The following is a 23,150-nucleotide window of genomic DNA, read 5'->3' as shown; positions in this document are numbered from 1 at the left end:
AGCCGGTCAGCGAGAACCTGTCCGACTGTCGGACCCGTTTGGCGGCTCGCGTTGGACGGGGGGCGCCTGGTCGTCATGGCGGTGACTCAACGCGGCTTCTCGCGGAGGTGCGGGTCCCATGAGCCGTCCCTCCCAGCGACTGATTCAGCTTCTCCCCGGCCTCTACACGGCTCGGGACTCCACGCTCGCGGACCATCCGTTCCTCAAGCTGCTGGCCGTGCTGGGCTTGGAGCTGGACGCGTTCTCCCGCGCGGTGGACCAACTCTGGGATGACCACTTCGTGGAGCGCGCCGGGCCTCAGGCGCTTCCTTTGCTCGCGGAGCTGATGGGGGCTCGGCTGCTCACGGATGACCCTCGTGTGCAGCGTGGAGTGGTGGCTCGCGCGGTGGCGTGGCGCCGGCGGAAGGGCACGCTTGCGTCGCTGGAGGAGGTGCTGTCCGTCACCAGCCTCTGGGACGCGGAGGTGGATGAGTCCTTCCGCTCGCTGCTGGAGACCCAGGACTTCAACGACGTGCTGCCCTGGCGCGGCCGCAGCGCGGTGGTGTGGGATCCCATTGGCCTCGCGGATCCACTCACGCGCCGTTCGCCTGACGTCGTGCGTCCCCGGGATGGCGTCCCGGTGCGCGGTCCGGTCATTGGCATCGCTCCGGGTGAGACGCTGGATCAGGCCCTGCGCCGGCTCGGGAGCGCGGATGCCGGCCGCCATGCCGCGACGCCTCGCACGCTGGACCTGCTGGGCTGGGCGCGTCCGGACGTGGCGCTCATCCGCACCGCGCGGCTGACCCCGGTGGAGCTGGAGGACGTCACTCCGGCCACCGTGCACACCCTGCCCAATGGCTACCGGGGCTTCCGCGTGGATCCACTGGACCGCGATGGCCCCCTGGTGTGGCTCAAGCCGCTGGAGCGCGCGGACCTCACCGGCGGCCTCACCGCGCGCCATGAGCCCTCGCCTGTGTCGCTCACCACCGGGCGCACGGCGGCGATGCTGCTCACCCCCACCGGCCTGGCCGAGGACGCGGACGCCGCCGAACGCGCGGATGCCATCACCGTGTCCGTCGATGGCATTCCGCTGGTGGGACCGGATGCCCTGCCGCTCCTGCGTGGACCGCTGCCCACCGCTCCCGTCGGGCTCGCCCCCACGCTCCGGTTCGCGGACCGGGGACGGCCTTCTCCGGGGGACACGTGGCGCCTCACGTTGCTCGCGGCTCGTGAGAACTCGGACACGGTGCTTCTGTCCACGGAGCTGACGCCGGATGCGCTGAACACCGTCACCGTGACTCCGGAAGCGAACCAGCTCCTCGGCGGCACCACGGCGGCGCTCCTGGTCGAACGCTTGAGCGGATCGCCGCGCCTGCGCGACGTGGACGGTTCTTGGCGCACCCTCACCGCGGGCCTTCGTCAGGGGCCTCCTCGCAGCAACGCCGTTCGCGTGGACCTGTCCGGCGCCCCATGGGTTGCGCGCATCGAGCAACACCTCGCGGACGGCAGCCTGCGCCTTGCCCGCTTCGATGCGAGCGCCGACGGTGCGTCCTGGCAGGTGGCGGAGCTGGGCGGGGCGCTGCCTCCGGATGGTCCGGGCATGTCCCTCGCCGTCGTCGGAGACGCGCTGCTGCTGGTGGCTCCGGATGGGGCGGGGAAGCTGGGCGTGTGGTCGGTGACGGGCCTGGACACCGCCACACCGACGGGGGCGCGGCTGGACACCGCGAGCCCCCGGCAGCCTTCCGCGCGCCTGGCGCCGGCCCTGTGCGTACGGAATGGACGGCTCTTCGTACTCGGCGGCGACCTGGGCGGTGCGCCCACCGGAGACCTCTGGTCGCTGCCCGTCGCGGGCGGACCCTGGCGGCCCCATGCGGTGCGCAACCGCCAGGAGCGCAAGGGCGCGACGCTGCTGAGCACCCCGCAGGGCCTGGTGCTCCTGGGTGGCGAAGCCGTGACGGGCGAGCTGGCCGTGCCGGTGATGTCCTGTGACCCGGCCTCCGCGAGCCCGGCGTGGCGACCCCTGGCCCCGCTGCCCATCGCCGCGAACCTGCCCGGCATGCTCGCGGCGGCGCCGACGGCGGAGGGGCTGGAGGCGCTGGTCTGGGCGGACACGACGCGTCCCCGCAGGATGACGTTGAAGGCGGGGGAGGGCGCGTGGGTCGCGGGACCGCTGGAGCCCTCGGGCACGAACCCTCCGGTTCCTGGCGAGGCGCTGTACGTCGACGGCCGCGTGCTCCTCGTGGATCCGGTGCCGCTGCCCGCGTCGGAGGTCGTCTTCTCGCTCGGCGGACGCGGACACCTGGCCTTCCTGCCGGAGCTGGCCCTGCTGCCGGATGAGTTCCTGCGCTTCAACGTCGCCAACGATGGCGCCGTGTTCATCGAACCTCGCGTGGGCCAGCCGCTCCCGCTCGACTCACGGCCCGGTGGCGCGTACCACTCCCGGGATGCCTCCGCCGTGGGTGGCGCGCGGCGCTACTCGATTCCCGGACGGCTGAAGCGCCACCCGTTCAAGCTGCGCCAGCGCAGCCTGGGCCCGTGGACGACGCTCGCGCCGAGCAACGCCTCCGGCGTCGTCGCGGTGGATCCGCGCCTGGGCCGCGTCGTGCTCCAGGACGACGCGCCCGTGGGCCGCGTCACCGTCTCCGCGCGGGTGGGGCGGGGTGCCTCGCTGGGCGCGGGGCTGCTCCCTCCGGACCGCCGTCCGCCCTCCGCGTGGGCGGAGCCGGACCTGCCGTTCATCGACCCTCCGGACCGTCCTGGCGACCGCTCCGGCACCGGCCTTCCCGTCACCGCGTGGATCTCCCCGGAGCGCGCGGGCGGAGTGCTGGCGGCCGGAGGCCAGGAGCGGCCCATCGTCGCGACCGTCGCGGAGGGGCTTGGCTCCGGAGCGCCTCCGGTGCTGGGGCTCATCGGCTCGCCGCGGCTGACTCCGGAGCGTTTGTCCCAGGGGCTCGACGGCGGGCTGTCCCTCTTCGCCGCGGACACGGGCGCGGCCCCGTGCATCGGCGCGGATGAGCACGGCCTCTCGCTGGCGCTCTACCCGGGCTTCGGAGGCAGCGCGGCCACGCGCGTGTGGCTCGCGGGCCTCTGGCTCGCGGGACGGCTGGAGCTGGTGCTCGCCCGGGGGCAGGCGGACCTGCGCTGGTGCAACCTGGGGGCTCCCGGACAGGTGGGCCTGTGGATGCCGGGCGGTGGGCACCAGGACATCAGCGCGCGGCGCTCGCTGCCTCCCGCCGACGTGGAGCTGCGCCTCTACGGCTGCATGGTCGGCGTCATCGAGCTGCCGCCGTGGGTGCACCTCGTCGCCTCGGGCTGCACCTTCGACGCGGGGGACAGGGACGCGGTCGCCATCCGCGCGGCGGGGGCTCGCGTGCGGCTGCGGCACTGCACGGTGCTGGGCGCCACGGAGGCGGGCGTGCTGGAGGCTTCCTCCTGCGCGTTCGCGGGCGAGGTGCGCACGGACCGGCCGGACCTGGGCTGGCTGCGCTACAGCCTCTACTCGCGCGGCGGACAGCCCCCGGTGTCGCACCAGTCGCGGGTGCACACGGTGTCCTTCCAGTCCAACCGCCAGACGGACCCGGGCTACCTCGTCCTGGGTGACAACAACGGCCCCGACGCGCTCCACGCCTCCGAGCGCGGCGGAGTCCCCGGCGCCCATGGCGAGCGCTCCGACCATGAACGCGAGCTGTCCGCTCGCACCGACGACAGCATGCCTATTGGCGTGACGCCCTTCCACGCCGACCGCAGCCAGGACGACCTCCATCGGATGAACCGATCATGACCGTGAAAGCGTACACCTCCAGGTCCCGCTTCGACGAAGCCCGGCGATTCTCCGGCGTCTACCAGCAGATGGGGCGCATGAGCCTCGACGCCGACTGGAACGAGGAGGTGCGGCTGCGCACCGTGGACGCGCGCCGCCGCTCCGCCGACGTCGCCGAGGGCTCTCCCGACGACGGCTTCCGCATCGTCGACACGTACCTCGTGGACCCCATCCGCAACGTGCTCGGCTGGACGGGGCAGGGGCTGCCCGTGGGCGACGAGCGCACCATCCCGCGCGAGCTGCGCCTGGACCGCTACGACGCGGAGACGCTGCCCTTCGTGGTGCGAAGCCGGGGCCACATCGCCCTGCGCCGCACGCTGCCCACGCCGCTGGATCTCACGGCCGTGGCGCGCTCGGACGGCTCCACCTTCACCGCGTCCGCGCTCGTCATCGGCGTGCGCTTCGAGCGGCCGCCCACCGACGATGAAATCATCGACCTGCGCGTGGTGGTCACGGACACGGACGGCCACGAGACGGTCATCTCCGCCGGCCTGGGCCAGCGCCCCTCCGGCTGGAACGACGTGCGCTTCCCCGTCTCCGCGTTCGCGAGCGTGGATCCGGCGAAGCTGAAGACCTGGGGTGTGCTGGGCCTGCCGCCCGTGGCCCGCACGTGGGTGACCGCGCTGCGCGTGGAGGACGCGGCGCTCGGGGCCGATATCATTATAAGGGGCGGTGACGGAACGCTGCCGGGCGCGGGCCGCATCCTGCTCGACGGCGTGCGTGTCTTCCTGGAGCAGGACCTGCGCTACTCCGCGCAGCCGGACCTGCCGGAGGCGCCGCCGCTGACCGCGCTGCCCACGGACGGGACGCGGCACCACTTCTTCTTCCTCGACTGCTGGGAGCAGACCACCACCCACCTGGACGACACGTTCCTGGAGGAGCCCGCGCTGGACGGCCAGGACACCACCGTGCGCCTGCGGCTCGTCACCCAGGTGCGCGCACTTCAAAGCCTTGCCGCCACCGACGTGGAGACGCTGCCCACGCCCACCAGCGGCGCGCGGCTCACCACCAACATCCCGAAGGGCGCGCTGCCGGACCGCTTGCCGCCGGAGCCGCTGGACCCCTGCCGCGACCGGTGCCTCGCCACGGAGAACGCGTCCACGGGCGAGGGCTACGTGGGCTCCGACAACCTCCACTTCCGCGTGGAGTTCTTCCGGGGCGGCGCGCAGCCGGTGGTGCTGTGGTCGCGCGACAACGGCTCCACCGTGCTGCCCCTCACCGCGCCCGCGGCGGCGGACGCGATGACGCTCCAGGTCTCTCCCGAGAGCGCCTCGAAGCTGCGCGCGGGCGACCTCATCGTCATCGAGGACCGCGTGACACGGCTTCAGCCGGAGGGCCCGTCCCTGCCGGTGCTGCGGCGTCTGCGCGGCGTCCAGGCGGACACGGGCAAGCTGGAGCTGGCGGACGCGAGCGCCGTGCTCACCACGGACCCCGCGGTGGTGTCCGTGGGCGGCACGTTGGGCCGCGCCTTCAGCCCCTCGCAGGGCGCCGTGGTGCGCCGGTGGGATGGCGGCGACCTGGCGGTGCCGGACGTGCGCTACCGCTTCGATGACGGCATCACGCTGGCCTTCACCAACACCGAAGGGCGCGCGAGCGAGTACTGGTCCTTCACCGTGCGCGTGCGCGCGGCGGACGGCTCGGCCCGGGGCGAGGTGGAGCAGCTCACGGACGCGCCCGTGCACGGCCCGGTGCACCACTGCGTGCCGCTGGCGCGCGTGACGGGCGGCGCGGTGCGCACCTTCCAGGACCTGCGCCCGCGCTACCTGCCGCTCGCCCAGGTGCGCGACCGGCTGGTGGAGCTCTCCGAGCGCGTCGTGGGCCCCGGCGTCTTCACCGTGGTGGTGGGCGACGGCGTGCGCAGCTTCGGCGACGTGGACCAGGACCTGCTCGAAGGCATCACCGGCGACGAGGCGCTCCAGGCGGCCGTGGACCGGATGGGCGGGCAGGGCGGGTCCATCTTCGTGCGCTCCGGCCGCTACAAGCTGGAGCACCCGGTGCTCCTGCGCAACCTGTCCTCCGTGCACCTGCTGGGCGACGGCGAGGCCACCGAGCTGCGCACCCAGGGCTCCGGCGGCGCCTTCTTCGTGGACCGCTGCGGCCTGGACGGCGACGTGCGCATCGAGGACCTCAAGCTGGTGGAGGCCCCCTTCGAGGACGTCGTCATCGGCGGAGGACTCCAGCCCGTCGTCAAGGCGGTGAAGGCGAGCGTGGGCATGACGAACGGCCAGCGCTTCGTGCCGCTCCTGGAGGTGGACGACGACCGCGTGCTGGAAGAGGACGACGTGAAGCACCCGTCCGCCGAGGCCGACTTCGTGGACGTGGTCGCCAGCCGCATCAAGGTCATCGTCCCCGGGCAGGGACGCGCCGCGGGCTCCGTGGTCGCCACGCTGGTGCAGCTGCGCAAGCTGCAGCGGCTGCACCCGGGCCAGCCGCTGGAGGAGGTGCCGGAGGCGAAGCCGCTGCTCGACGCGCTGGCGACGCTGCCGCACGGCGTGGTGACGCTGGCGGACTCCAGCGGCGTGACGCTGCGCCGCTGCCACATCCAGGCGAACCAGGCCGGCTCGGAGGCGACGGGCGTGCTGGTGACGGGCACCTGCTCGCGCATCGTCATCGATGAGAACCGCATCGGCGCGGCGACGGGCATCGCGGTGGCGCCGTACGCCCCGTACCTCGCGGAGCGCTTCCTCGCGGCCTTCCCTCGCGCGGGCCTCTTCGTCGACGCGCTGGCCATCACGAACAACCGGCTCCAGCCGCTGGGAGAGGCGACCACGGGCATCCACGTGGCGGACGGGCGCCTGGCCGGCGTGGAGGTGCGCGGCAACCGCGTCCAGGGCTTCCACGTGGGCATCCTCGTGCAGGACCTGGCGGAAGGGGGGCTCGCGGGGCCGGTGGACCGCATGGTGGTGGCGGAGAATCAGGTCCTGGGCTCCGCCGCCGTGGGCATCCAGGTCGCGGGCGACGGCGTGGACGTCGTGGGCAACGAGATCCGCAACGCCGTGTCGGACGGCCTGTTCCAGGTGGGCATCCAGCTGTCGGGCCGGGCGCTGCGCGTGCGCGAGTCGTGGATCTCCCTGCCGGCCGTGCCCGCCGCGTCGGTGCTGGGCGTGGTGGCCGGCATCGTCGTGGGTGACGGCCTGGATGACGGCCAGTCCAACGGCCGCCCCGCCGCGGACGTGGAGGTGGTGGACAACCGCATCGAGGGCGACGGCGAGGCCACGCCGGGCTTCGGCATCCTCCTGGGCGGTCCGCACCCGGTGTTCGACGTGCGCATCCGGGGCAACGTGGTGCGCGCGCTGGGCGACGCGGCCGTGCGCACCTGGGGCACGGGCGGCGCGGTGGGGCGCCTGCGCATCGAGGACAACCGCTTCGAACAGGTGGCGCTCGCGGACGTGCCGTCGCAGACGGACAACACCGCGGCGCTGTCGCTGCTGGACCCGGGCCTGGGCGCCATCCTGAGCGCGGATGCCCGCGCCCGGCCCCGGCCGCTCGTGGAGGCGCTGCTCGCCAACGCCACGCCCCGCGTGCGTGCTCCATTGGACGCCGCGCTGCGCTGGCTGGAGCGGCTGACGCTCCGGGGCGCGGTGGTGCTCGCGGGCGTGGACGAGGCGCAGGTGCGCGGCAACCGGCTGCTCCAGGTGGGCAGGACGGACGCGTACGGCGCGCCCGGCCTCGCGGACGCGGAGGTGCGCGCGGCGGGCATCGCCGTCGTGTCCGGCTCCGGCATCACCGTGGAGGGCAACGAGGTGGACGGCGTGCACGCGCCGGTGACGAAGACGGAGGCGCCGCCGGTGGTGGGCCCGGTGAAGCTGCCGCCCATCACCCAGGTGCTCCAGCAGCTCAGCGTCACGTCCGCCACCGTCCGCCCGGAGCGCGGTGACGTGCACGGCGCCGTGGTGGGCATGTACGCCACCGTGTTGCAGTACACGGGCGCGAACGAGGACGGGCGCCAGAAGATTGGCCGGGGGCTGTATGGGCCGCTGGACACCCTGGCGCAGGAGCTGAAGGACGTGGGCACCACGCCCGCCAACGTCATCGACGCGCTGGTGCACGAGGTGGCGGAGATGCGCGCCGCCCAGGGCTTCATCGACCACACGAAGACGTCGCACGCGGTGCGCTCGTCGCTGGCGCGGGCCTCCAGCTTCACCGCGCCGGACGACGTGTCCCAGGAGGCGTGGGACACCGTGGCGCAGTTCGACCTGGCCACCGTGTCCGGCAAGGACGCCGTCCTGAAGACGGCGGACCGCATCAAGGGCGCCTTCGACTCGCTCGTCCAGGGACTGCCCGCCGGCGTGGCGAAGGCCCTCATCGGGGCCCTGGGCCGGGTGCAGGGCGCGCCGGACGACCTGACCGCCCTGGTGAACCTGGCCAGCGCGCTGAGCCAGGTGGCCCAGCTTCGCGAGGCACAGGCGCAGCGCGCACGGCAGCCGGTCATCGGTCAGGCGGTGGGACCGAAGAAGACCATCATCGGCACCTTCGCCGACGCCGCGCTCCAGCAGCTTCCGCTCCAGCCCGGCACGCGGGGCGCGAAGGCCAACACGGACGTGCTGGTGCAGTTGCGCCAGTCCAAGGAGGCCCTGACGGATCAGCTCAAGGAGCTCCACCCCGCGCTGGCCTCGCAGGTGGAGGCGGACTACCGCGACGTGGAGCGCACCGGCGGTCAGCTCCAGCCGGTGGTGGACCGCATGCGCGCCACCCTCAAGCAGGTGCTGGACTTCACCACGGGCCAGCTGCCTCCGACGGGCGTCACGGCGGAGGACGGAGCGCGCGTCGCGGCGCAGGGGCGGACGGCCACCATTGGCCTGTACGCCACGAACCTGGACCGGCAGGCGGCGGGCCTCGTCACCGAGTCCGACGACACGGTGGAGAAGCAGCTGCGCGCCTTCGGCACCGCCGTGGGACAGCTGGGGGAGCTGGTGAATGGCGACGCGGAGCTGTCCTCCCTTTCGCTCCAGGCCCACCAGGCGGTGGTCGCCGCCATCGCCCAGCCGCAGAAGCGCGCGGAGCAGGTGGCCATCGCCCGGGGGCTCCTGGACCGCATCCGCGTGAAGACGCTGGACGTGCTCCCGGTGCTGCCCATGCCCCCGACGCCCCTGCCGGTGAAGGCGGAGCCGCTGGAGCGGTGGGTGTCCGCCCTGGGCGCGCTGGTCCTGGCGGTGCGTGGCCTGTCGCCGGGGCCGGTGCTCACCGGGTCGCTCCAGCTCTACCTGTCCCACTACGAGCGCGTGCTGGACATCGCGGGCGTGCAGGGGAAGTTCCGCACGCTGGCGCTCCAGCGCGTGAGCGCGGCCATCACGACCCTCAACAGCGGCAACGGCGGTACGCCCGCGCGCCAGGCCCTGCACCTCTTGGTGGACGAGCCCGCCACCACCGCCGCGGAGGCCATCGCCAGGTCGAGCGCGGTGACTTCGGAGCTGGACGCCGCGGCGGTCATCCTGCGCGCCGTGGAGCAGGCCCTGGACCCCGCCGAGGACGATGCGTCCCGCGTCGCGCGGCTCCAGGAGTACCTGCGCCAGCGCGCCGACAAGGTCTCCGCGTCGCTCGTCGCCGTCATCACCGGCATGCAGTCGCTGGACGGCATCCTGGACGTGCTGCGCAAGTCGCTGGAGCAGCTGGCGCGCGGCGAGGCGCCGGACCCCGGCGACCTGGTGGACCCCGTCTTCGACACCTTCCCGTCACCCGCGGACGGCCTCTTCGTGTCGGGCGTGCAGGGCCGCGTGCGCTTGGCGAACAACACCGTGCGCGACTCCGTCACCGGCATCACCGCCCTGGGCGCGGCGGGGCACCTGTTGACGGAGGCGCCCACCGAGCCCGGCTCGCTGCTCGACGTGGAGGGCAACCGGGTGGAGGGCTGCGCGGTCGCGGGTCTGCGGCTGCGGCCGGACCTGTCCGTGACGGTCGTCTCCGGCAACCACCTCTTCGCGTGCGCGGGGCTGCCCACCGCCGGGGAGCCGGGCCTGGGTCAGGCGGTCGCGACCTTCGTGGGCTCCGGCGAGCTGGTGGTGAAGGGCAACGTGTTCCTGGAGAGCGGCAACTCGCTGCCGCAGGCGCTGCTCCACGAGGTGGCCATCGACTGGCGCGGCGAGACGGTCGTGCGCGGAAACACCGTGCGCCACTCGGGCGGCGGCGGTGGCGGCGCGGGCGTCCTCGTCGTCACGGACACGCTGCCCCAGGACCTGGTGGCGAAGCTGTCGCGCGTGCCGTTCCTCGCCACGGATCCGGTGCCCAAGCCGGGCACGGAGGGCCGCACGGTCCCCGGCAAGCCCCTGCCGTCCGCCGTGGCCACGCTCGCGTCGGTGCCCCGCGTGGAGGACCTGGTGCAGATTGGTTCGCTGAAGCAGAAGTTCGCCGCCGGGCCCGTGCTCAACCGCGCGCTCACGGTGACGGCCCCGGACTTCACGCCCTCCCAGAGCGCCAGCGCGGCGGCCTCGCGCTACCTCACCGCCACGGCGGCGCTGGTGAAGCCCGCGCTGGTGGACTTCCTCGTCAAGCCCATCCCCATCATTCCCCGGCCGCTGGTGAAGGCGAAGCGGGGCGTGCAGGTGGAGGGCAACGACGTCACCGCGCGAGGGCCCGCGCTGCTGCTGCTGGGCAACGGCGGCGCGGTCATCTCCACCGCGGTGTCCGGCAACGAGCTGCGCAGCGAGGGCGGCGTGGGCGCGGTGTACCTGCGCCGCGCGGACTCCACCGTCTTCAGCGGCAACCGGTGCCAGTGCCTGGACGCGGTCAACGTCGTCGTCCTGCGCGTGGAGCGCGCGCCGGTGACGTTCACCGGCAACGTGGTGCTGGGCGCGGAGACGGTGACGCCGCCCCGGAAGGTGCTGCGCCCGCCGTGGACGCTGCCCTCGGACAAGCTGACGCTTCAGATCCCCGTGGGCGGCGGCTCCACCCTGGGCGTGCCCCTGGACCAGGAGCTGCTGCTGGGCGGCCTCCAGCGCCGCCGCGACGTGGCGAGCGACGCCTTCTCCACGCTGCTCGCGGAGCTCGTCACCCAGCCCCAGGCCCGCGCGGAGATCCCCTCCAAGGCCGTGCTCGACCAGAGCACCGTGGAGGACGTCCGCTCGAAGCTGCCCGCGACCATGGACGTGCGGCTGGGAGCCCGGACGCTCTACGGCATCGCGGTGACGAAGGATGACTCGCCCACGAGCGCGCTGCGCGACCTGGTGAACCGCGTCGCGATGCACGCGGACCGGCCGGAAGATGTGCAGGGCCAGGTGCGCTCCGTGCTGGCCGCGTCGGACGGCGACCCGAAGAAGGCCCTCCAACTGGTGGACAAGAGCGTGCTCGGCATCGACTCGGCGGCGTCCACCGTGAAGGAGAGCATCCTCAACGTCTCCGTGCTGCACGAGGTGCTGGCGGACTCGTTCTACTCGGGCGGCGACAAGGGCCCCAAGCCGGTGCAGGACGCGGGCGTGCTGCCCGTGCCCGAGGAGCCGCCGCCCGACCCCTACGCCCACTCCGTCGTCATCCTGGGCGGCTCGCGCGTGGCGGCCGTCGGCAACGCGACCACCTCCGGCGTGCACGTGCAGGAAGCCGACGCGGTGGTGGAGCTCAACCCGTAGCGCTGGACCCCCTTCGAGGAAGACACCCCCATGCCCGACCCCTTCGCCCTCAGCGGCCGCGTCGCCCTCCAGCGCACCGCGCTGCCCGAAGTCTCCCTCTCCGCCACGCCGGACGCGGCCGACGCGAAGGCCGCCGCGCTGGAGAACCTGGCCGGCACGCGCGTGAAGCTGGACCTGGACGCCGCCGTGCTCAAGGCCCTGGACGTGCGCATCTCCCGCTTGCCGCCCATCCCCACCGTGCCCGCGACGCTCCAGGACCTGGTGCGCGCCGCGCGCCGCAAGCTCGCCTCCGAAAGGCAGCGCGAGGTGGGCGTCTGGGTGGACACGCGCGCGAAGCTGGCGACGCGGCTCGTGCAGAAGCTGGAGGAGTGATGCGCAAGCTGCTCGAAGCCAGCATGGGCCAGCGCTGCTACCTCTTCACCACGCTGGGCCAGGTGTACGTGGGCCTGGTGGTGGAGCTCATCGACGACGTCGTCCACCTCACCGGGCCGGACGGCATCACACCCGTCTACATCAACCTGTCGGACGTGTCCGGCGTGCGCCAGTACGACGAGGACAACGACCTGGGGACCGCGCGATGATTGAACAACTGCTGCAGCAGCTCATCGAACGCACGGAGAGCCGCTACTTCGGCAAGTACCGCGGCTATGTGACCAACGTCTCGGATCCCCTCAACCTGGGGCGCATCCAGTGCGTGGTGCCGCGCCTGATGGGGGACGTGGCCACCGGCTGGGCCATGCCGTGCACGCCCTACGCGGGCCCGGACCAGGGCCTCTTCGTGGTGCCGGACGTGGGCGCGGGCGTCTGGGTGGAGTTCGAGGGGGGCGACTTGTCCCAGCCCATCTGGAGCGGCATGTGGTGGGGACAGCCGGCCCTCGCGGATTTGGGCCAGCCGGACTCCAGCGCGCGCGTGGCCCCGGACGTCAGCGAGGTGCCCAAGCATGACTACCCCCCGCAGTCCGCGGTGCCGGGCGTGCGGATGCTCAAGTCCGCCACGGGCCACTACATCGTCCTGGATGACCGGCCGGAGTCCGCGCGCGTGGAGATCCACGACCGGCAGGGCAACCGCGTCATCCTGTCCGCGGAGGGCCTGGACCGGCTCATCAGCAACGAGCGCACGGTGAACGAGGGCAACCGCTCGGCTGAAATCGACGGCGACGACCGGCTGGAGGTGGCGGGCAAGCAGGACGAGTCGGTGGACGGCAACCACACCCGCGACGTGGGCGGGGACGTGTCGCTGCACGTGACGGGGTCGCTGACGGAGAAGGTGGACGTGGCGGGCTACAGCCGCGTGGTGGGCGGCACCGGCATGAAGGAGACGGTGGGCGGCCCGCGCGAGGACCGCATCCAGGGCAGCCACACGCGCACCGTGTCCGGCGCGTCGCAGGAGACGGCGGTGGGCGGCTTCGGCGTCACGTCCGGCGGCAACGTGAACCTCGCCGCGGGCAAGGCGGTGAAGGTCGCCGCGACCATGCCGGACATGCCGGGCCCGTCGCTGAACGCCATCTCCATCGACGCGCTGATGGGCAACGTGTCCATCAACACCATGCTGGGCATGTGCCAGGTGGGCGGCATCTCCGCCATCTCGCCCATGGTGCTGGGCGACGGCTTGGCCATCCACTTCACGATGCTGGCGCAGATCCTCAAGGCGGTGAACCCGATGACGGTGGCCGCGTACGGGCCGCTGCTGGATGTCTGGGCCGCGATGACACCGATGCTGGACTGGTCCTACTTCGGCTTCGTCAAGCGCATGCCGGTGGGGTGACGCGATGAAGGAGCCCGGCTGGAGTCCGCTGGAGGCGTCGGTGCTGCGCGAGCGGCTGGAAGAGGTGAAGGCCCTGCTGCTCCAGGCGGCGGCGGTGGGCGTGGCCCAGGACGCCGAGCGGCTGGAGAAGCTGATGGAGCTGGAACAACGCACCCGGGAGGACGCGCGTGGCCGAGTTCAACGACGCCGCTATCGCTGAGCTCCACGGCGCGCTGGAGGTCTGCTGCGAGGAACTGGCGAAGGCGCTGGAGGAGGCGGAAGGCCCCGATTCAACGGGCTCCGGAACCGGGGGCGGCGCCGGTGCCGGTGGCGGGCCCGCGTGGCGGCCACTGGTGATCGGCGTGCCGCCGGGGCTGGAGCAGCTGGTGGGCATCGTCAAGCCGCCGCTCCAGATCATCATCGCGGTGCTCCAGTTCGTGCAGGCGCTGCTCCAGGCGCTGGCGGCCATCCTGCTGGGGCTGCCGGATCCGTTCCGCGCGCTCATCCTCGCGGCCTACGGGCTGCTCAAGGACATCATCAACGACCTGCTCAACGCGGGCGCGTACCTCTACGCGGACGCGCCGGGCATCGGGCCCACGGAGACGAACCTGGCGGAGACGGGCTTCATCCCGAACCTCCCCAAGGACTTCAAGGCGGGCTTCGCGCTGGAGCGGCCGCCGGTGACGCCGGATGGCTTCGCGCGCTGGGCCAGCCGGTTCACCGCGTCGTTCGACGACCCGGGGGACGACTCGCGCCCCACGGTGACGGACGGCGCGCCGGTGCAGGCCGTGTTCATCGTGATGGCGGCGCCGTCGCTGGATGCGCTCCGGCAGGCGCTGTACCTGCTGGGCAAGCTGCTCAACATCAGCGCCTTCAAGAAGGCGTTCGAGAAGTACCCCCGGGGCGCGCTGGATCCGCGCCGCGCCCGGGCCCGTGGCAAGTCGGTGAAGCCGGACTGGAAGTCCGCGCGCATGCGCGACCTGTTCCCGGACCTGGAGCGGCTGACCATCCTGCCGGAGGCGCTCAAGTCACTGCTGCTGGCGGTGGACAACCTGGCGTCGCTCATCCGGAGCCTCGCGGCCGCGATGCAGGACAAGGTGCAGGTGCTGATGAAGCTGGCGCAGGCGGTGCAGGCCATCATCGACCTGCTGGACGCGCTCAAGTCCGCGGGCATGTACGCGCTGCCGGTGTCCACGACGGGCGGGGTCGCGGGGCTGAAGCAGGCCTTCCTCACGGCGACGAACCGGCCACCGGGCGGCTACGTGGGAGGCATCTGCCTGCTGGCGGCGGGGCCCAACCTGGCGAAGGCCGCGATGCTCTGGGAGCTGCTGGGGCTGTCCGCCGCGATGGACCTGGCGTCGGGAGAGCTCACGCTGAAGGACGTGGCGAAGGCCATCGAGAACAGCAAGGCGGCCCAGGTGCTGGAGGCGAGCGCGGACGAGGTGAAGGACGCCTGGGGCAACCTGAAGACGAAGGCCCAGAAGCAGGCGGACAAGTTCGTGAAGGCGGTGGAGGACGCGCCCGAGGACTTCGTGAAGGCGGTGGGGCGCACGCCGGAGGAGCTGAAGGCCGCCGCCGAGCGGGGCCGCTCCACGCTGGTGGAGGTGCTGGACCAGTCGAAGGAGCACGTGGAGGAGCAGAAGGACATCCTGGAGGGCATGCTCTCCACGAAGCACTCCCAGCGCCGGGGAGGACGTTCGCTGGCGATGGGGTTCGGAGGGCCCGGCGCGTCGGAGCGTCCGCCGAGCCCACAGCCGCCCGCGGCCGACACGCCCCCCGGCACGCCGAAGAAAGGAACCGGTCCGTGAGCGCGGTGAAGCGCCTGAGCATGGAGCTGGACGGATGGCAGGCGGCCTGGAAGCAACTGGAAGCCTTCCTGGACCGCCTGGACGGCGTGGCGGATCAGGACGCGCCGCACGTCCAGACGGTGTGCGCGCTGCTGCCGGTATTCAACGTCATCGAGCGGGCCCGCCGTCGCGCGGTCGGAATCGCGCTGGCGCCGGCCGTGGCCAGTTCTCCCCGGGGCGCGGGGCTGCCCGCGGTGTCCGCGGGTTCGCTCGTGGGGACGGAGGGCCGGCTGCCGGGAGTGGAGGAGCTGGAGTTCGCGGTGGGCACCATCGGCACCGACGGCGACGGTCAGCTCACGGGAGCGGCGGTGCTCTCGAGCACCGTCACGCTGTTCGCGTTCCGCGACGAGAAGCACGGCGGCGAGGTGGCGGTGCGCGTGCCCACGTACGACTTCGGACCGCTGTCGGCGAGCGGCGTCGTGTCGGGCGCCATCGACGCGGGCCTCTTCACCACGGGCCAGCGGAAGGATGCCGCGGAGAGTGGCGTCGCGGAGCTGGGGACGTGGACGGGCCTGCGCACCGCGAGGCGGGCGAAGCTGAAGACGACGGCCGAGACGGTGTCCCTCAGCAGCCTGCTGGAAGGGCTGACCGTGTCGTCGCTCTCGAGCGCCTTCGACCCGGTGGCCTCGGGCGCCTCGGCGCGGAAGAGCGAGTGTCTGGCGGACCGGAGCGTGCTGCTCCAGGCGAAGGCCACGGTGGCGGAGCAGGGCGCGGCCTCGGAGCTGACGGATGCGCTCCAGCGCGCGGCGGACTCGTTGCAGGCGTCGGCGAATGACTACGGCACGGTGGCCACGGCGCTCCAGCCCCCGCGCACCGTGACCACGTCCGTGTCGGGACTGGCGTCGCTGAAGACCACGCTGCGCAGGGCGGACTCGCCCGGTGTCCCGGGGCAGCTGTCCAACGAGCTGACGACGCTGGATGTCGAAGCCGGGAAGGGGATGGACGAAGCGGTGGCGGCGCGGCTGGCGTATCCGGACGGCCCGCTGCGGATGCTCCGGACGCTGGAGTGGTCGCTGCGCTTCCACTGGGTATTCCGCCAGCGGTGGTTCGACGCGCGCAACCGGACCGCGCTGGCGCCGCTGCTGCGGCAGGTGCTGAAGCCGTTCTGCGACAGCCTGACGCGGGTGCTCGCGGGACAGTCCACGGGGATTCCGATGGTGGGCCCGGTGCTGCTGGTGAAGGACACGCCCACGCAGGCGACGGCGCTGTCCGTGACGCCGACAGTGGACCTGGGGTTGGTACAGGCAGGGCACGTGGCGCACGTGGGCGGGGACCGGCCCACGCTGGCGCTGGTGCTGGGCTGGGAGGTGAAGGGGGGCACGCCGGGCGAGAAGCGGCTGCGCATCACGCCGCTGAACGTGTCCATCGCGACGGGCGCGAAGCTGCCGGGAGTAGCGGGACTGGTGAGGAGTGGATCGCCGGTGAACGGGAGCGCGGTGTCCATCTCCAAGCAGGAGCTGCTGGACGGGCACGCGGAGGCGGGGCCGCAGGCGGACGGTGTGGTGCAGGAGGCCATCTCCCTGGGCGCGAAGCTGAACCTGCTGCTGGGTCAGGGCGGAGGGGCGCTGGGGCTGGTGCCGCCGGTGGTGGCCGCGCCGTACGCAGGCCAGACGTTCAAGCTGCTACCTCCGGTGGAGGTGGGCGCGACGCGGCTGTTCCTGGACGGGATGCCTGCCGCGAGCACGTCCGGCTCCAGCAAGCCGGTGCAGGTGGCGAGGCCGGGAGAGCTGCTGCTGGTGCGGGGCGCGGACGACGAAGGCACCTGGTGGCAGGGCGTTGCCACGGTCGACACCGTGGACGTGCGAACAGGGGCAGCGGCGCGCGCGGACGATGAGGTGACGACGACGCCCACGCCCCTGTGCTGCGGGGACGACGAGGAGGTCGTGGTCATCACGCTGCGCGACCTGCAATTGCCGAAGGCGCTGGTGCGCGACGTGACGCTGCGGCGCGACTTCAAGGGCTTCGGAGGTCCCAGCCTCGCCACGGGCGTGATGCTGCCCATCGAGCTGGACCCGGGCACGGCGAACATCACCGTGCAGGACGGCGGCGTGACGAAGACGGTGCTGAGGGACCCGGAGCTGCGGGCCGCGACCACGGTCCTCAAGTCCTGGCTGGGAGTGCCGACATGAGCGAAGCGCGAGACGACCTCTTCGCGGTGGCCGCGCTGCTCGCGGACCTGGACCGGGTGCTCCATCCGCTGGAGCGGGGAGAGGGCGGAGACTTCAAGGTGGATCCACCCCTGCCGCCGTCGCTGCCGACACCCGGTGCGCAGAGGCGGGGAGGGGAGACAGGCCGCGCGGTGAAGACCGCGTCGCCCACGCAGGGTCCCAGGTCCATGGGAGCAGCGGAGCCCAGGGACGTGAGTCCTCCGGCGCCCAGGCCGCCTGTCCAGGCCCCGAGCCCCACCAGGACCGAACCCCTCACACCCGTCCGCCGCCGCGTACCCCGGCCTGAAGGAACGCCGGCAGCGACGCAGGAACCCAGGCTCAAGGTCGAAGCTCCATCCCGAATCCAGGAGGAGCCTCCGCGTTTCGTGAAGAACGCAGTCCCTGCGGTCGCCAACGCGCCAGAGCCCCACACGGAGCCCGTGGAGTCGCACCCGGCCCGTCCTCGCATCCAGCAAGCCCCGGCGGTTCCTTCTCAAGACGGTGTCACGCCGGTGAGCCAGGAGGCTCCCGCGGTGTACCCCGAGGCCGAAGCGGCTGTGGTCGCATCGGTGCCCAGAAGGAACCGGGTGCCAAGGCCTTCCGAGGAACGGAGCACCGAACGCCCTCGGATCAGCGCACGCACGCCCGAGTCCTCCACACGTCGTCATCGCGTTGCCCGCGCCGTCGCGCAGCCTCCGCAACAGGTGTCGCCCGTGGCGCCCGGTAAGGCCCCGGTAGGGATAGCGCCACGGCGAAGGCCCCCTCACGCACCGGACCGCTTGCCCGCACCGGAAACGCGAAAGCCCCCACGGGTCCAGGACGCGCCCGGGCCGCGACGTCACGACACCGCCACTCGTTCGGAAGTGATGACCGCGAGGGAATCCGCACCCACGAGACGGACCGGAGCAGGGGAACCCTTACGGCCTGCGTCACGGAGCGCGGGGCGCCCCACCCAGGAGCCGGTGCACATCGAAGTGAAGGCGCTGCTTCCTCCGCCGCGCGTCGAAGCTCCGCCCCTGCAAGAAGCCCTGGATGATGACGTCCAGTGGGTCGAAGCACCGGGCGACGAGCTGGACACCGGTGCCCGGGCCTTCTTCGTGAACGGACGTCGCGTCACGGGCAAGGACCACGAAGCGCTCCAGCAAGCAGAGCAGCGATTGCGGCGCCGGATGACCGGACGCTCTCTGTGGAGGAGGCGAGGATGAACGGACTTCCTCCAAGGCAACGACTGGGGCACTTGTTGCGCTCCCTCTCCAATCACCTTCCAGGTCAGCTCGACGGCCTGCTGGAGCACGCGAGGTTCAAGGATGGCGCCGCCGCGCTCCAGCGGCTGGCGGACCCAGCGCACGTGGAGAAGGCCCTGGCGCGCATGTCGCCCGAGGAGGCCGGCTGGCTCGCGGACCTGCTCACCGAGCGCTGGTCCTGGATCGCCGACGTCCAGCTGGATCCCGAAGTCGCCATCGTCGCGCCCGAGGAACTCTGGATCGGCGCGGAGCCTGTGCGTCTGCCCTTGTCCCTCGCGGCGGTGGGGCTGGATGAGGGCTTCGAAGCACTCTGGGAAGGAGCCGTGCTCCCAGGCCCGCCGTCCTCCAAGGCGACCCTTCTGGCGAAGCCACCTGAAGGCAAGTCCCCCGAAGTCGCGCGGGTCCGGGCCCAGGTCCGAGCCAGCGTGAAGGGCCAGCGCGGCGTGTACATCGCGCAGGCCCAGGTCGCGCTGAGAAGGCCCTCGGTGGTGGTGAGCGACGACCGGCGCAGGCTGCTGGCGCAGGATCAAGCGGGACGCCCTGCCGTGGGCTGCCGCCTGGAAATCGGCGCGGAGGTGCACCGCACCGGTCCCGGAGGCCTGGTGGAGCTGGAAGTCCCAGCGCCAGCGGGTGCGCTGCTCAAGCTGGAAGGCATCCCCGCCGGACGCATCCCAGGAGGCACGCCATGAAGACGATGACGCCCCAGACGCGCAAGACGCCCGACCGCAAGCCGGCCATGAACAAGTCCATCGCGCCCTCGCAGCAAACCAAGACGGACGCCCCCCGGACCCTGCTGGGAAGCGCGGCCGCGGGGCCCACGATGAAGGCCGCGGCCGGAGGCAACTTCAAGGCGAAGAGCGCGCCCAAGGTCGCCGCGAACCCGAGCATCCGGATGCCCAAAAAATAAAATGAAATGAATTGCACTTAGCTGTCCGGAAACTCGGCGCAATAATATTTCTTGAGCGTTTCGAACCGCAGGTCTTTGCAGTCCTTGAAGTCGCTTAGTGAAAGGACAGCCTTGTCGTTGTTTCTTCCCTTGGAGGTGGCATCGAATTCCAGTTTTCGCCCCTCGTAGGCCAGCTGGTATGCCTTCTTGAAGGCCGTCAGCACTTTTAGACATGTAGAGCAGGGCGGTTTGGTTCCCCTGATGACTACGTCCCTCGTTGGTATCAATCCATTGAAGAGACGATTTGCAAGTGCCAGAAGCAGGGTTTGCTCTGCGTGTATTTCTCCGTCTCCGCTCAGGACATGAATCTGTCCTGGCTTGCTGATATTGAGCCACTCGTGGCTAAGACGAGCAGGGTCGTGGTTGCGGAAAAAGATTGCAGCGTTATTGGGGTTTTCATCCTCGATGTTCTTGAGGGAATTCAGGCGAGGAACGATTCCGACCTTCTTGCTGTACTCAGTATTGCTGTTTATTAGGCTGCATCGCTCGGAGAACTCGGCGACGACCTTTTCAAGCATTGGGATATTGTGAGACTGTGAATCGTTGTCCATGGTTTTGATTTTATTCAGTGAGCATTCGAGCAGTTTGGAGAGCTTGGGGGCAACTTCGATCCGTGATTTTTTCTTGCCAAAGAAATCGACGAGATCGATGAACTCCAGGCTGCTGTTTCCGGAGACGAGCATGTGTCCATCAAGCGCCATTGCCTGGATCTCCTGCGGGGCCTTGGCCTTGTTTTTGCTGCTGTTCTTCTTTTCGGCCTCGGCCTTTGCGTAGGCCAGAAACAAGAGCGACGTCATCTGGAGCACGTCTTCTTGTTTCGGCGAGGAAATCTCCGCCAGGGACTCAAGTTGCTTGTTGGATATCACTGGGGTCGCCCGCCTTCTGTGCTGGTTGGGAAATCGGAACCAGATCATGCCGGACTGAAGGCAGGCGCGCCGCGACGTGGCCGGTAGGTCTCACATGCTTGGCATTGATGGGCTGGGAAGCCGAACCGCACAAGGCATTGGATGCCGCGTCAAGCACGCCCTGGGTTGGTCCAGCACACCCACCGCACTGTTCCCACCACCGTCCCAGCCTCCGCCGCCACCTCGCGGCGGGAAGAGCACAGCGGTTGCTCCCGTCCGCCGCAGAGCAGGCCTTCCCGGGTCCACTGCGGCAGCGAATCCACCAGCTTCTCCACCCCCCAGGGAGAAGCACGCGAAGCCCCGTCCTCCATCATCGAACTGCCCCACGGGAACAGCCGCCCATCCGGCCCTCGGGCCGCCATCTCCCATTCCTCGTGGGCCGGCAGCCGCAGCTCCACGCCTTCAATGCGGGCCAGCGCCGAGCACACCTGCTCCGCTTCCGCCCGCGTGCAGGGCAAGGGTTCCTCCGCGTCAGGCCCCACCGTGCCCACCGGCCCCTGTGAAGTCGCCAGCGCCCAGGCCGCCGCGGCCCGGCCCACGGGCACCCGTGCGACGAAGTAGCCCGGTGACTTCACCCGCCGCAGTGTTTCCTCCGCCCCCAGCCAGTGCTCCACGGGCGGCACCCAGCGCGCCTCCAGCCCGGAGCGGCGCAGCCGGTAGATGCCGTCCCGTTCCACCAGTGCTTCCGGCAACGACTCGGGACGCGGTCCCGGATCCACGGGCGTCGTCAGCGCATACAGGAGCAACTGGAGATCGTTCCGCACTTCCACGGGACCGACCAGCGCGCGCAGGAGTGGCTCCATCCGCTCGCGCTTCGCTGAACCCTCCGGGGGCGGCAGCCGGCCCGCGAGCAGCTCGGCAACCACGTTCCGCAGGCCCGCATAGAAGTACCGACCCAGCAGCGCCGCGCCTTTCCGCGTCGACGTGGGGATGTCCGCTTCGCGCACCGCCGGCAGCACCGAGCGGGCCTGCAGCCGCGCCGCCGCCAGCACCGCCGTCATCCGCACCTCCGCGTCCTCATCCACCAGCGCCGAGTTCAGCACCGCGTCGATGTCCGGATTCGACGCCGTGAAGTCGTGGATGAGCCAGCGCAGCACCTGACGCCGCTGCTCCTCGCCGGGCAGGTGCGCGAACAGCACGGAGCGGTCCGGATGCGCCGCCTTCTCCTCCTTCAGCCGCTGGAACGCTTCCTCCGTCCCGTCCGGTACCAGCGACGCCAGCACGCGCTCCGCCGTCCGCGACACGCTGAACTCCGGGTGGAACCGCAGCGCCGCCACGCGGTCCAGCGACGCGCGCTCGCGCAGCGTCTCCGTGGCCAGCAATCCCAGCAGCACCTCGCGCGTCTCCGACGACGTCAGCAGCGCCGCCAGCGCCGGAGCATCCAGCACCGGCACCGCCTTGCGCACGACCGCCCACTGTCCCAACGCATCGCGGCCGGAGAACTCGAGCACCCGCAGCCGGAGCACCGGATTGAACGTGTAGTGCAGCGAGGTGTCCGTCCCCCGGTGCACGTACACCGCGAGCTCCGGCTCACCGGGGATGAGCGGAGGCGTCTGGCTTTCGGACTCGAGGAACCAGCCCATCGCCTCCAGCACCCGGTCCAGCGCCTCGAACGAAACCTCCGGCCGCGCGACGAGGGCAGGGGAGCGCATCAGGCCGGCTTCACTCGCGCATGCAGGGCTTCACCCACCCGCGCCACCGGCCGCCCCTCCACGCCCACGAAGTACGCGCGCGCGGCCCACACCAGGTCACTCCACGAGGCCCGCTCCGCGGCCTTGTTCTTCGGATAGCCCTCCACGTAGGACTCCCACGCGGGCCGCACCGCTTCCGCCCGGGCCTGGACCTTCATCGCCGTCGCCAGGTAGCGCACGAAGCCCTGGACGTTGAAGCCGAACTGCTCCCCGGGCGTGAGCGTCGCCGGGAGCTTCCCGCCCCCCACCAGCTTCGCCGCCAGGTCCGGGTCGCCCAGGCACAGCGCCACCAGCCCGCAGCGGTAGAGCAGCAGGTCGTCCTGCTTCTTCACCGTCTTCGCGATGGCCGCCAGCCACGTCTTCGCGGGCGAAGCCTCCACCAGCCCCCGCGCGGCCCCGCAGGCCTCCGCCGCGTTCGCGAACGACAGCACCTGGATGGCGACGCGCGGAGGATCCACGGACTCGAAGAGCCGCCCGGCCTGAGTGAGCGCGGGCTCGCACATCGGCACCAGCGGCTCGGCCGCCGCGCGGGCCTCCGTGGCACCCGTGAGCACGATGAGCGACGCCAGCACGTCCGCCAGCGTCCGCAGGTGCGTGACCGGGGTGTTCGGCTTCGCCAGCGCCATCGCGGTGAAGCGCTTCATCAGCTCCCGAGCGTGGACGTCCTCTCCCCATTCGGAGGAGAAGAGCCCGGCCCACGTGCCAGGAGCGCTGTTCGAGGACTCGGCCATGGTCATCCCGCCTTACGGTTGCTTCCGCTGCTCGAAGACGGCCATGTGGCGGTTCCACAGGGCGCGGTGCGCATCTTTGACGGGCGTCGCGGCGCGCTGCAATCGATCGAAGAGGCCACCGTCCTCCGCCTCCTTCCGCAGCTTCGCGACGAACTTCGTCTCCGTCTTCAACCCCGCGTCCTTGCTCCGCTGGAGCCGCGCCAGGTTGGCTTCCTCCCACGCCCCCAGGTCCAGTTCGCGCGCCAGCGTCAGCAGCGCGTCCACCTCCGCCTCCGTGCGGGTGAAGCGCTCCAGGAACCGCTCCACCGTCCCGTAGGCCTTCTTCTCTTCCGGTGCGCCGGCCTCGGTGAGCAGCAGGCTCTTGGCCACGCCCACGTCCAGCTTCGGGATGCTCCGCAGGGGAGCGTCACAGAAGGGACAGGCGGACGGCTCCTGGAGGACGGTCCGCCGTCCTCCGTCCAGGTCCACCTTGTTGTGGACGGTGAACGTGGAGCCGCACACGAAGCAGGTGACGGAGGTGGATGGGGCGACGCGCAT

Annotated in this window: 15 protein-coding genes; 10 read left to right on the top strand and 5 right to left on the bottom strand. The window is 71.5% G+C overall.

What is annotated here, in order from left to right; genetic code table 11:
* Positions 1 to 118 precede the first annotated feature (118 nt).
* Genes JYK02_RS35520 through JYK02_RS35485 form a run of 8 tightly spaced genes read left to right on the top strand, consistent with a single transcriptional unit; the run spans position 119 to position 17,078 of the window.
* Positions 119 to 3,760, top strand: a complete 3,642-nt coding sequence (locus JYK02_RS35520; protein ID WP_207057396.1) for a phage tail protein — start codon at positions 119 to 121, stop codon at positions 3,758 to 3,760.
* Complete coding sequence (locus JYK02_RS35515; RefSeq protein WP_207057395.1) at positions 3,757 to 11,358, top strand: hypothetical protein; 7,602 nt, start codon at positions 3,757 to 3,759, stop codon at positions 11,356 to 11,358. Before JYK02_RS35520 ends, JYK02_RS35515 begins: the two co-directional genes overlap by 4 nt.
* A gap of 30 nt (positions 11,359 to 11,388) precedes the next feature.
* Positions 11,389 to 11,730: a hypothetical protein gene (locus JYK02_RS35510; RefSeq protein WP_207057394.1), complete on the top strand. Its 342-nt coding sequence runs from the start codon at positions 11,389 to 11,391 to the stop codon at positions 11,728 to 11,730.
* Positions 11,730 to 11,939: a hypothetical protein gene (locus JYK02_RS35505; RefSeq protein WP_207057393.1), complete on the top strand. Its 210-nt coding sequence runs from the start codon at positions 11,730 to 11,732 to the stop codon at positions 11,937 to 11,939. The genes JYK02_RS35510 and JYK02_RS35505 overlap by 1 nt, the downstream gene beginning before the upstream one ends.
* Positions 11,936 to 13,123 (top strand): phage baseplate assembly protein V, encoded by a 1,188-nt coding sequence (locus tag JYK02_RS35500; protein ID WP_207057392.1) that lies wholly within the window; start codon positions 11,936 to 11,938, stop codon positions 13,121 to 13,123. The genes JYK02_RS35505 and JYK02_RS35500 overlap by 4 nt, the downstream gene beginning before the upstream one ends.
* 4 nt (positions 13,124 to 13,127) lie before the next feature.
* Positions 13,128 to 13,322 (top strand): hypothetical protein, encoded by a 195-nt coding sequence (locus tag JYK02_RS35495; RefSeq protein ID WP_158625583.1) that lies wholly within the window; start codon positions 13,128 to 13,130, stop codon positions 13,320 to 13,322.
* Positions 13,291 to 14,910, top strand: coding sequence for a hypothetical protein (locus JYK02_RS35490; RefSeq protein WP_207057391.1), 1,620 nt, complete (start codon positions 13,291 to 13,293; stop codon positions 14,908 to 14,910). Before JYK02_RS35495 ends, JYK02_RS35490 begins: the two co-directional genes overlap by 32 nt.
* Entirely contained in the window at positions 14,907 to 17,078 is a 2,172-nt protein-coding gene (locus JYK02_RS35485; RefSeq protein ID WP_207057390.1) for a hypothetical protein, read from the top strand. Before JYK02_RS35490 ends, JYK02_RS35485 begins: the two co-directional genes overlap by 4 nt.
* Positions 17,079 to 18,025: 947 nt before the next feature.
* Here the strand turns inward: JYK02_RS35485 and JYK02_RS35480 are convergent.
* Positions 18,026 to 18,226, bottom strand: coding sequence for a hypothetical protein (locus JYK02_RS35480; protein ID WP_207057389.1), 201 nt, complete (start codon positions 18,224 to 18,226; stop codon positions 18,026 to 18,028).
* A gap of 107 nt (positions 18,227 to 18,333) precedes the next feature.
* Here JYK02_RS35480 and JYK02_RS35475 point away from each other — a divergent pair, with 107 nt between their 5' ends.
* The gene (locus JYK02_RS35475; protein WP_207057388.1) at positions 18,334 to 19,029 is read left to right on the top strand and encodes a hypothetical protein; all 696 of its coding nucleotides are present in this window, start codon (positions 18,334 to 18,336) and stop codon (positions 19,027 to 19,029) included.
* Positions 19,026 to 19,247 carry a hypothetical protein gene (locus tag JYK02_RS35470; protein ID WP_207057387.1) on the top strand — a complete coding sequence of 74 codons (222 nt, stop codon included), beginning with the start codon at positions 19,026 to 19,028 and terminating at the stop codon, positions 19,245 to 19,247. The genes JYK02_RS35475 and JYK02_RS35470 overlap by 4 nt, the downstream gene beginning before the upstream one ends.
* 17 nt (positions 19,248 to 19,264) lie before the next feature.
* Here the strand turns inward: JYK02_RS35470 and JYK02_RS35465 are convergent, their stop codons facing one another.
* The 4 genes from JYK02_RS35465 to JYK02_RS35450 form a co-directional block, all read right to left on the bottom strand.
* Positions 19,265 to 20,200 (bottom strand): hypothetical protein, encoded by a 936-nt coding sequence (locus tag JYK02_RS35465; RefSeq protein ID WP_207057386.1) that lies wholly within the window; start codon positions 20,198 to 20,200, stop codon positions 19,265 to 19,267.
* Between the two features lie 101 nt (positions 20,201 to 20,301).
* Positions 20,302 to 21,843 (bottom strand): SUMF1/EgtB/PvdO family nonheme iron enzyme, encoded by a 1,542-nt coding sequence (locus JYK02_RS40630; RefSeq protein WP_207057385.1) that lies wholly within the window; start codon positions 21,841 to 21,843, stop codon positions 20,302 to 20,304.
* Positions 21,843 to 22,613, bottom strand: coding sequence for a hypothetical protein (locus JYK02_RS35455; RefSeq protein ID WP_207057384.1), 771 nt, complete (start codon positions 22,611 to 22,613; stop codon positions 21,843 to 21,845). Before JYK02_RS35455 ends, JYK02_RS40630 begins: the two co-directional genes overlap by 1 nt.
* 12 nt (positions 22,614 to 22,625) lie before the next feature.
* Positions 22,626 to 23,150 carry a hypothetical protein gene (locus JYK02_RS35450; protein WP_207057383.1) on the bottom strand — a complete coding sequence of 175 codons (525 nt, stop codon included), beginning with the start codon at positions 23,148 to 23,150 and terminating at the stop codon, positions 22,626 to 22,628.

The organism is Corallococcus macrosporus (assembly GCF_017302985.1).
Taxonomy (GTDB): Bacteria; Myxococcota; Myxococcia; order Myxococcales; family Myxococcaceae; genus Corallococcus; species Corallococcus macrosporus_A.
Note: the sequence above shows the minus strand (reverse complement) of the source record. Positions and strands in the feature narration are given on the sequence as shown.

What these genes read in the sequence shown, in the direction of transcription:
- JYK02_RS35520 (WP_207057396.1), top strand. Translation starts at nt 119, where the DNA reads ATGAGCCGTCCCTCCCAGCGACTGATTCAGCTTCTCCCCGGCCTCTAC.
- JYK02_RS35515 (WP_207057395.1), top strand. Translation starts at nt 3,757, where the DNA reads ATGACCGTGAAAGCGTACACCTCCAGGTCCCGCTTCGACGAAGCCCGG.
- JYK02_RS35510 (WP_207057394.1), top strand. Translation starts at nt 11,389, where the DNA reads ATGCCCGACCCCTTCGCCCTCAGCGGCCGCGTCGCCCTCCAGCGCACC.
- JYK02_RS35505 (WP_207057393.1), top strand. Translation starts at nt 11,730, where the DNA reads ATGCGCAAGCTGCTCGAAGCCAGCATGGGCCAGCGCTGCTACCTCTTC.
- JYK02_RS35500 (WP_207057392.1), top strand. Translation starts at nt 11,936, where the DNA reads ATGATTGAACAACTGCTGCAGCAGCTCATCGAACGCACGGAGAGCCGC.
- JYK02_RS35495 (WP_158625583.1), top strand. Translation starts at nt 13,128, where the DNA reads ATGAAGGAGCCCGGCTGGAGTCCGCTGGAGGCGTCGGTGCTGCGCGAG.
- JYK02_RS35470 (WP_207057387.1), top strand. Translation starts at nt 19,026, where the DNA reads ATGAAGACGATGACGCCCCAGACGCGCAAGACGCCCGACCGCAAGCCG.
- JYK02_RS35465 (WP_207057386.1), bottom strand. Translation starts at nt 20,200, where the DNA reads ATGATCTGGTTCCGATTTCCCAACCAGCACAGAAGGCGGGCGACCCCA.
- JYK02_RS40630 (WP_207057385.1), bottom strand. Translation starts at nt 21,843, where the DNA reads ATGCGCTCCCCTGCCCTCGTCGCGCGGCCGGAGGTTTCGTTCGAGGCG.
- JYK02_RS35455 (WP_207057384.1), bottom strand. Translation starts at nt 22,613, where the DNA reads ATGGCCGAGTCCTCGAACAGCGCTCCTGGCACGTGGGCCGGGCTCTTC.
- JYK02_RS35450 (WP_207057383.1), bottom strand. Translation starts at nt 23,150, where the DNA reads ATGCGCGTCGCCCCATCCACCTCCGTCACCTGCTTCGTGTGCGGCTCC.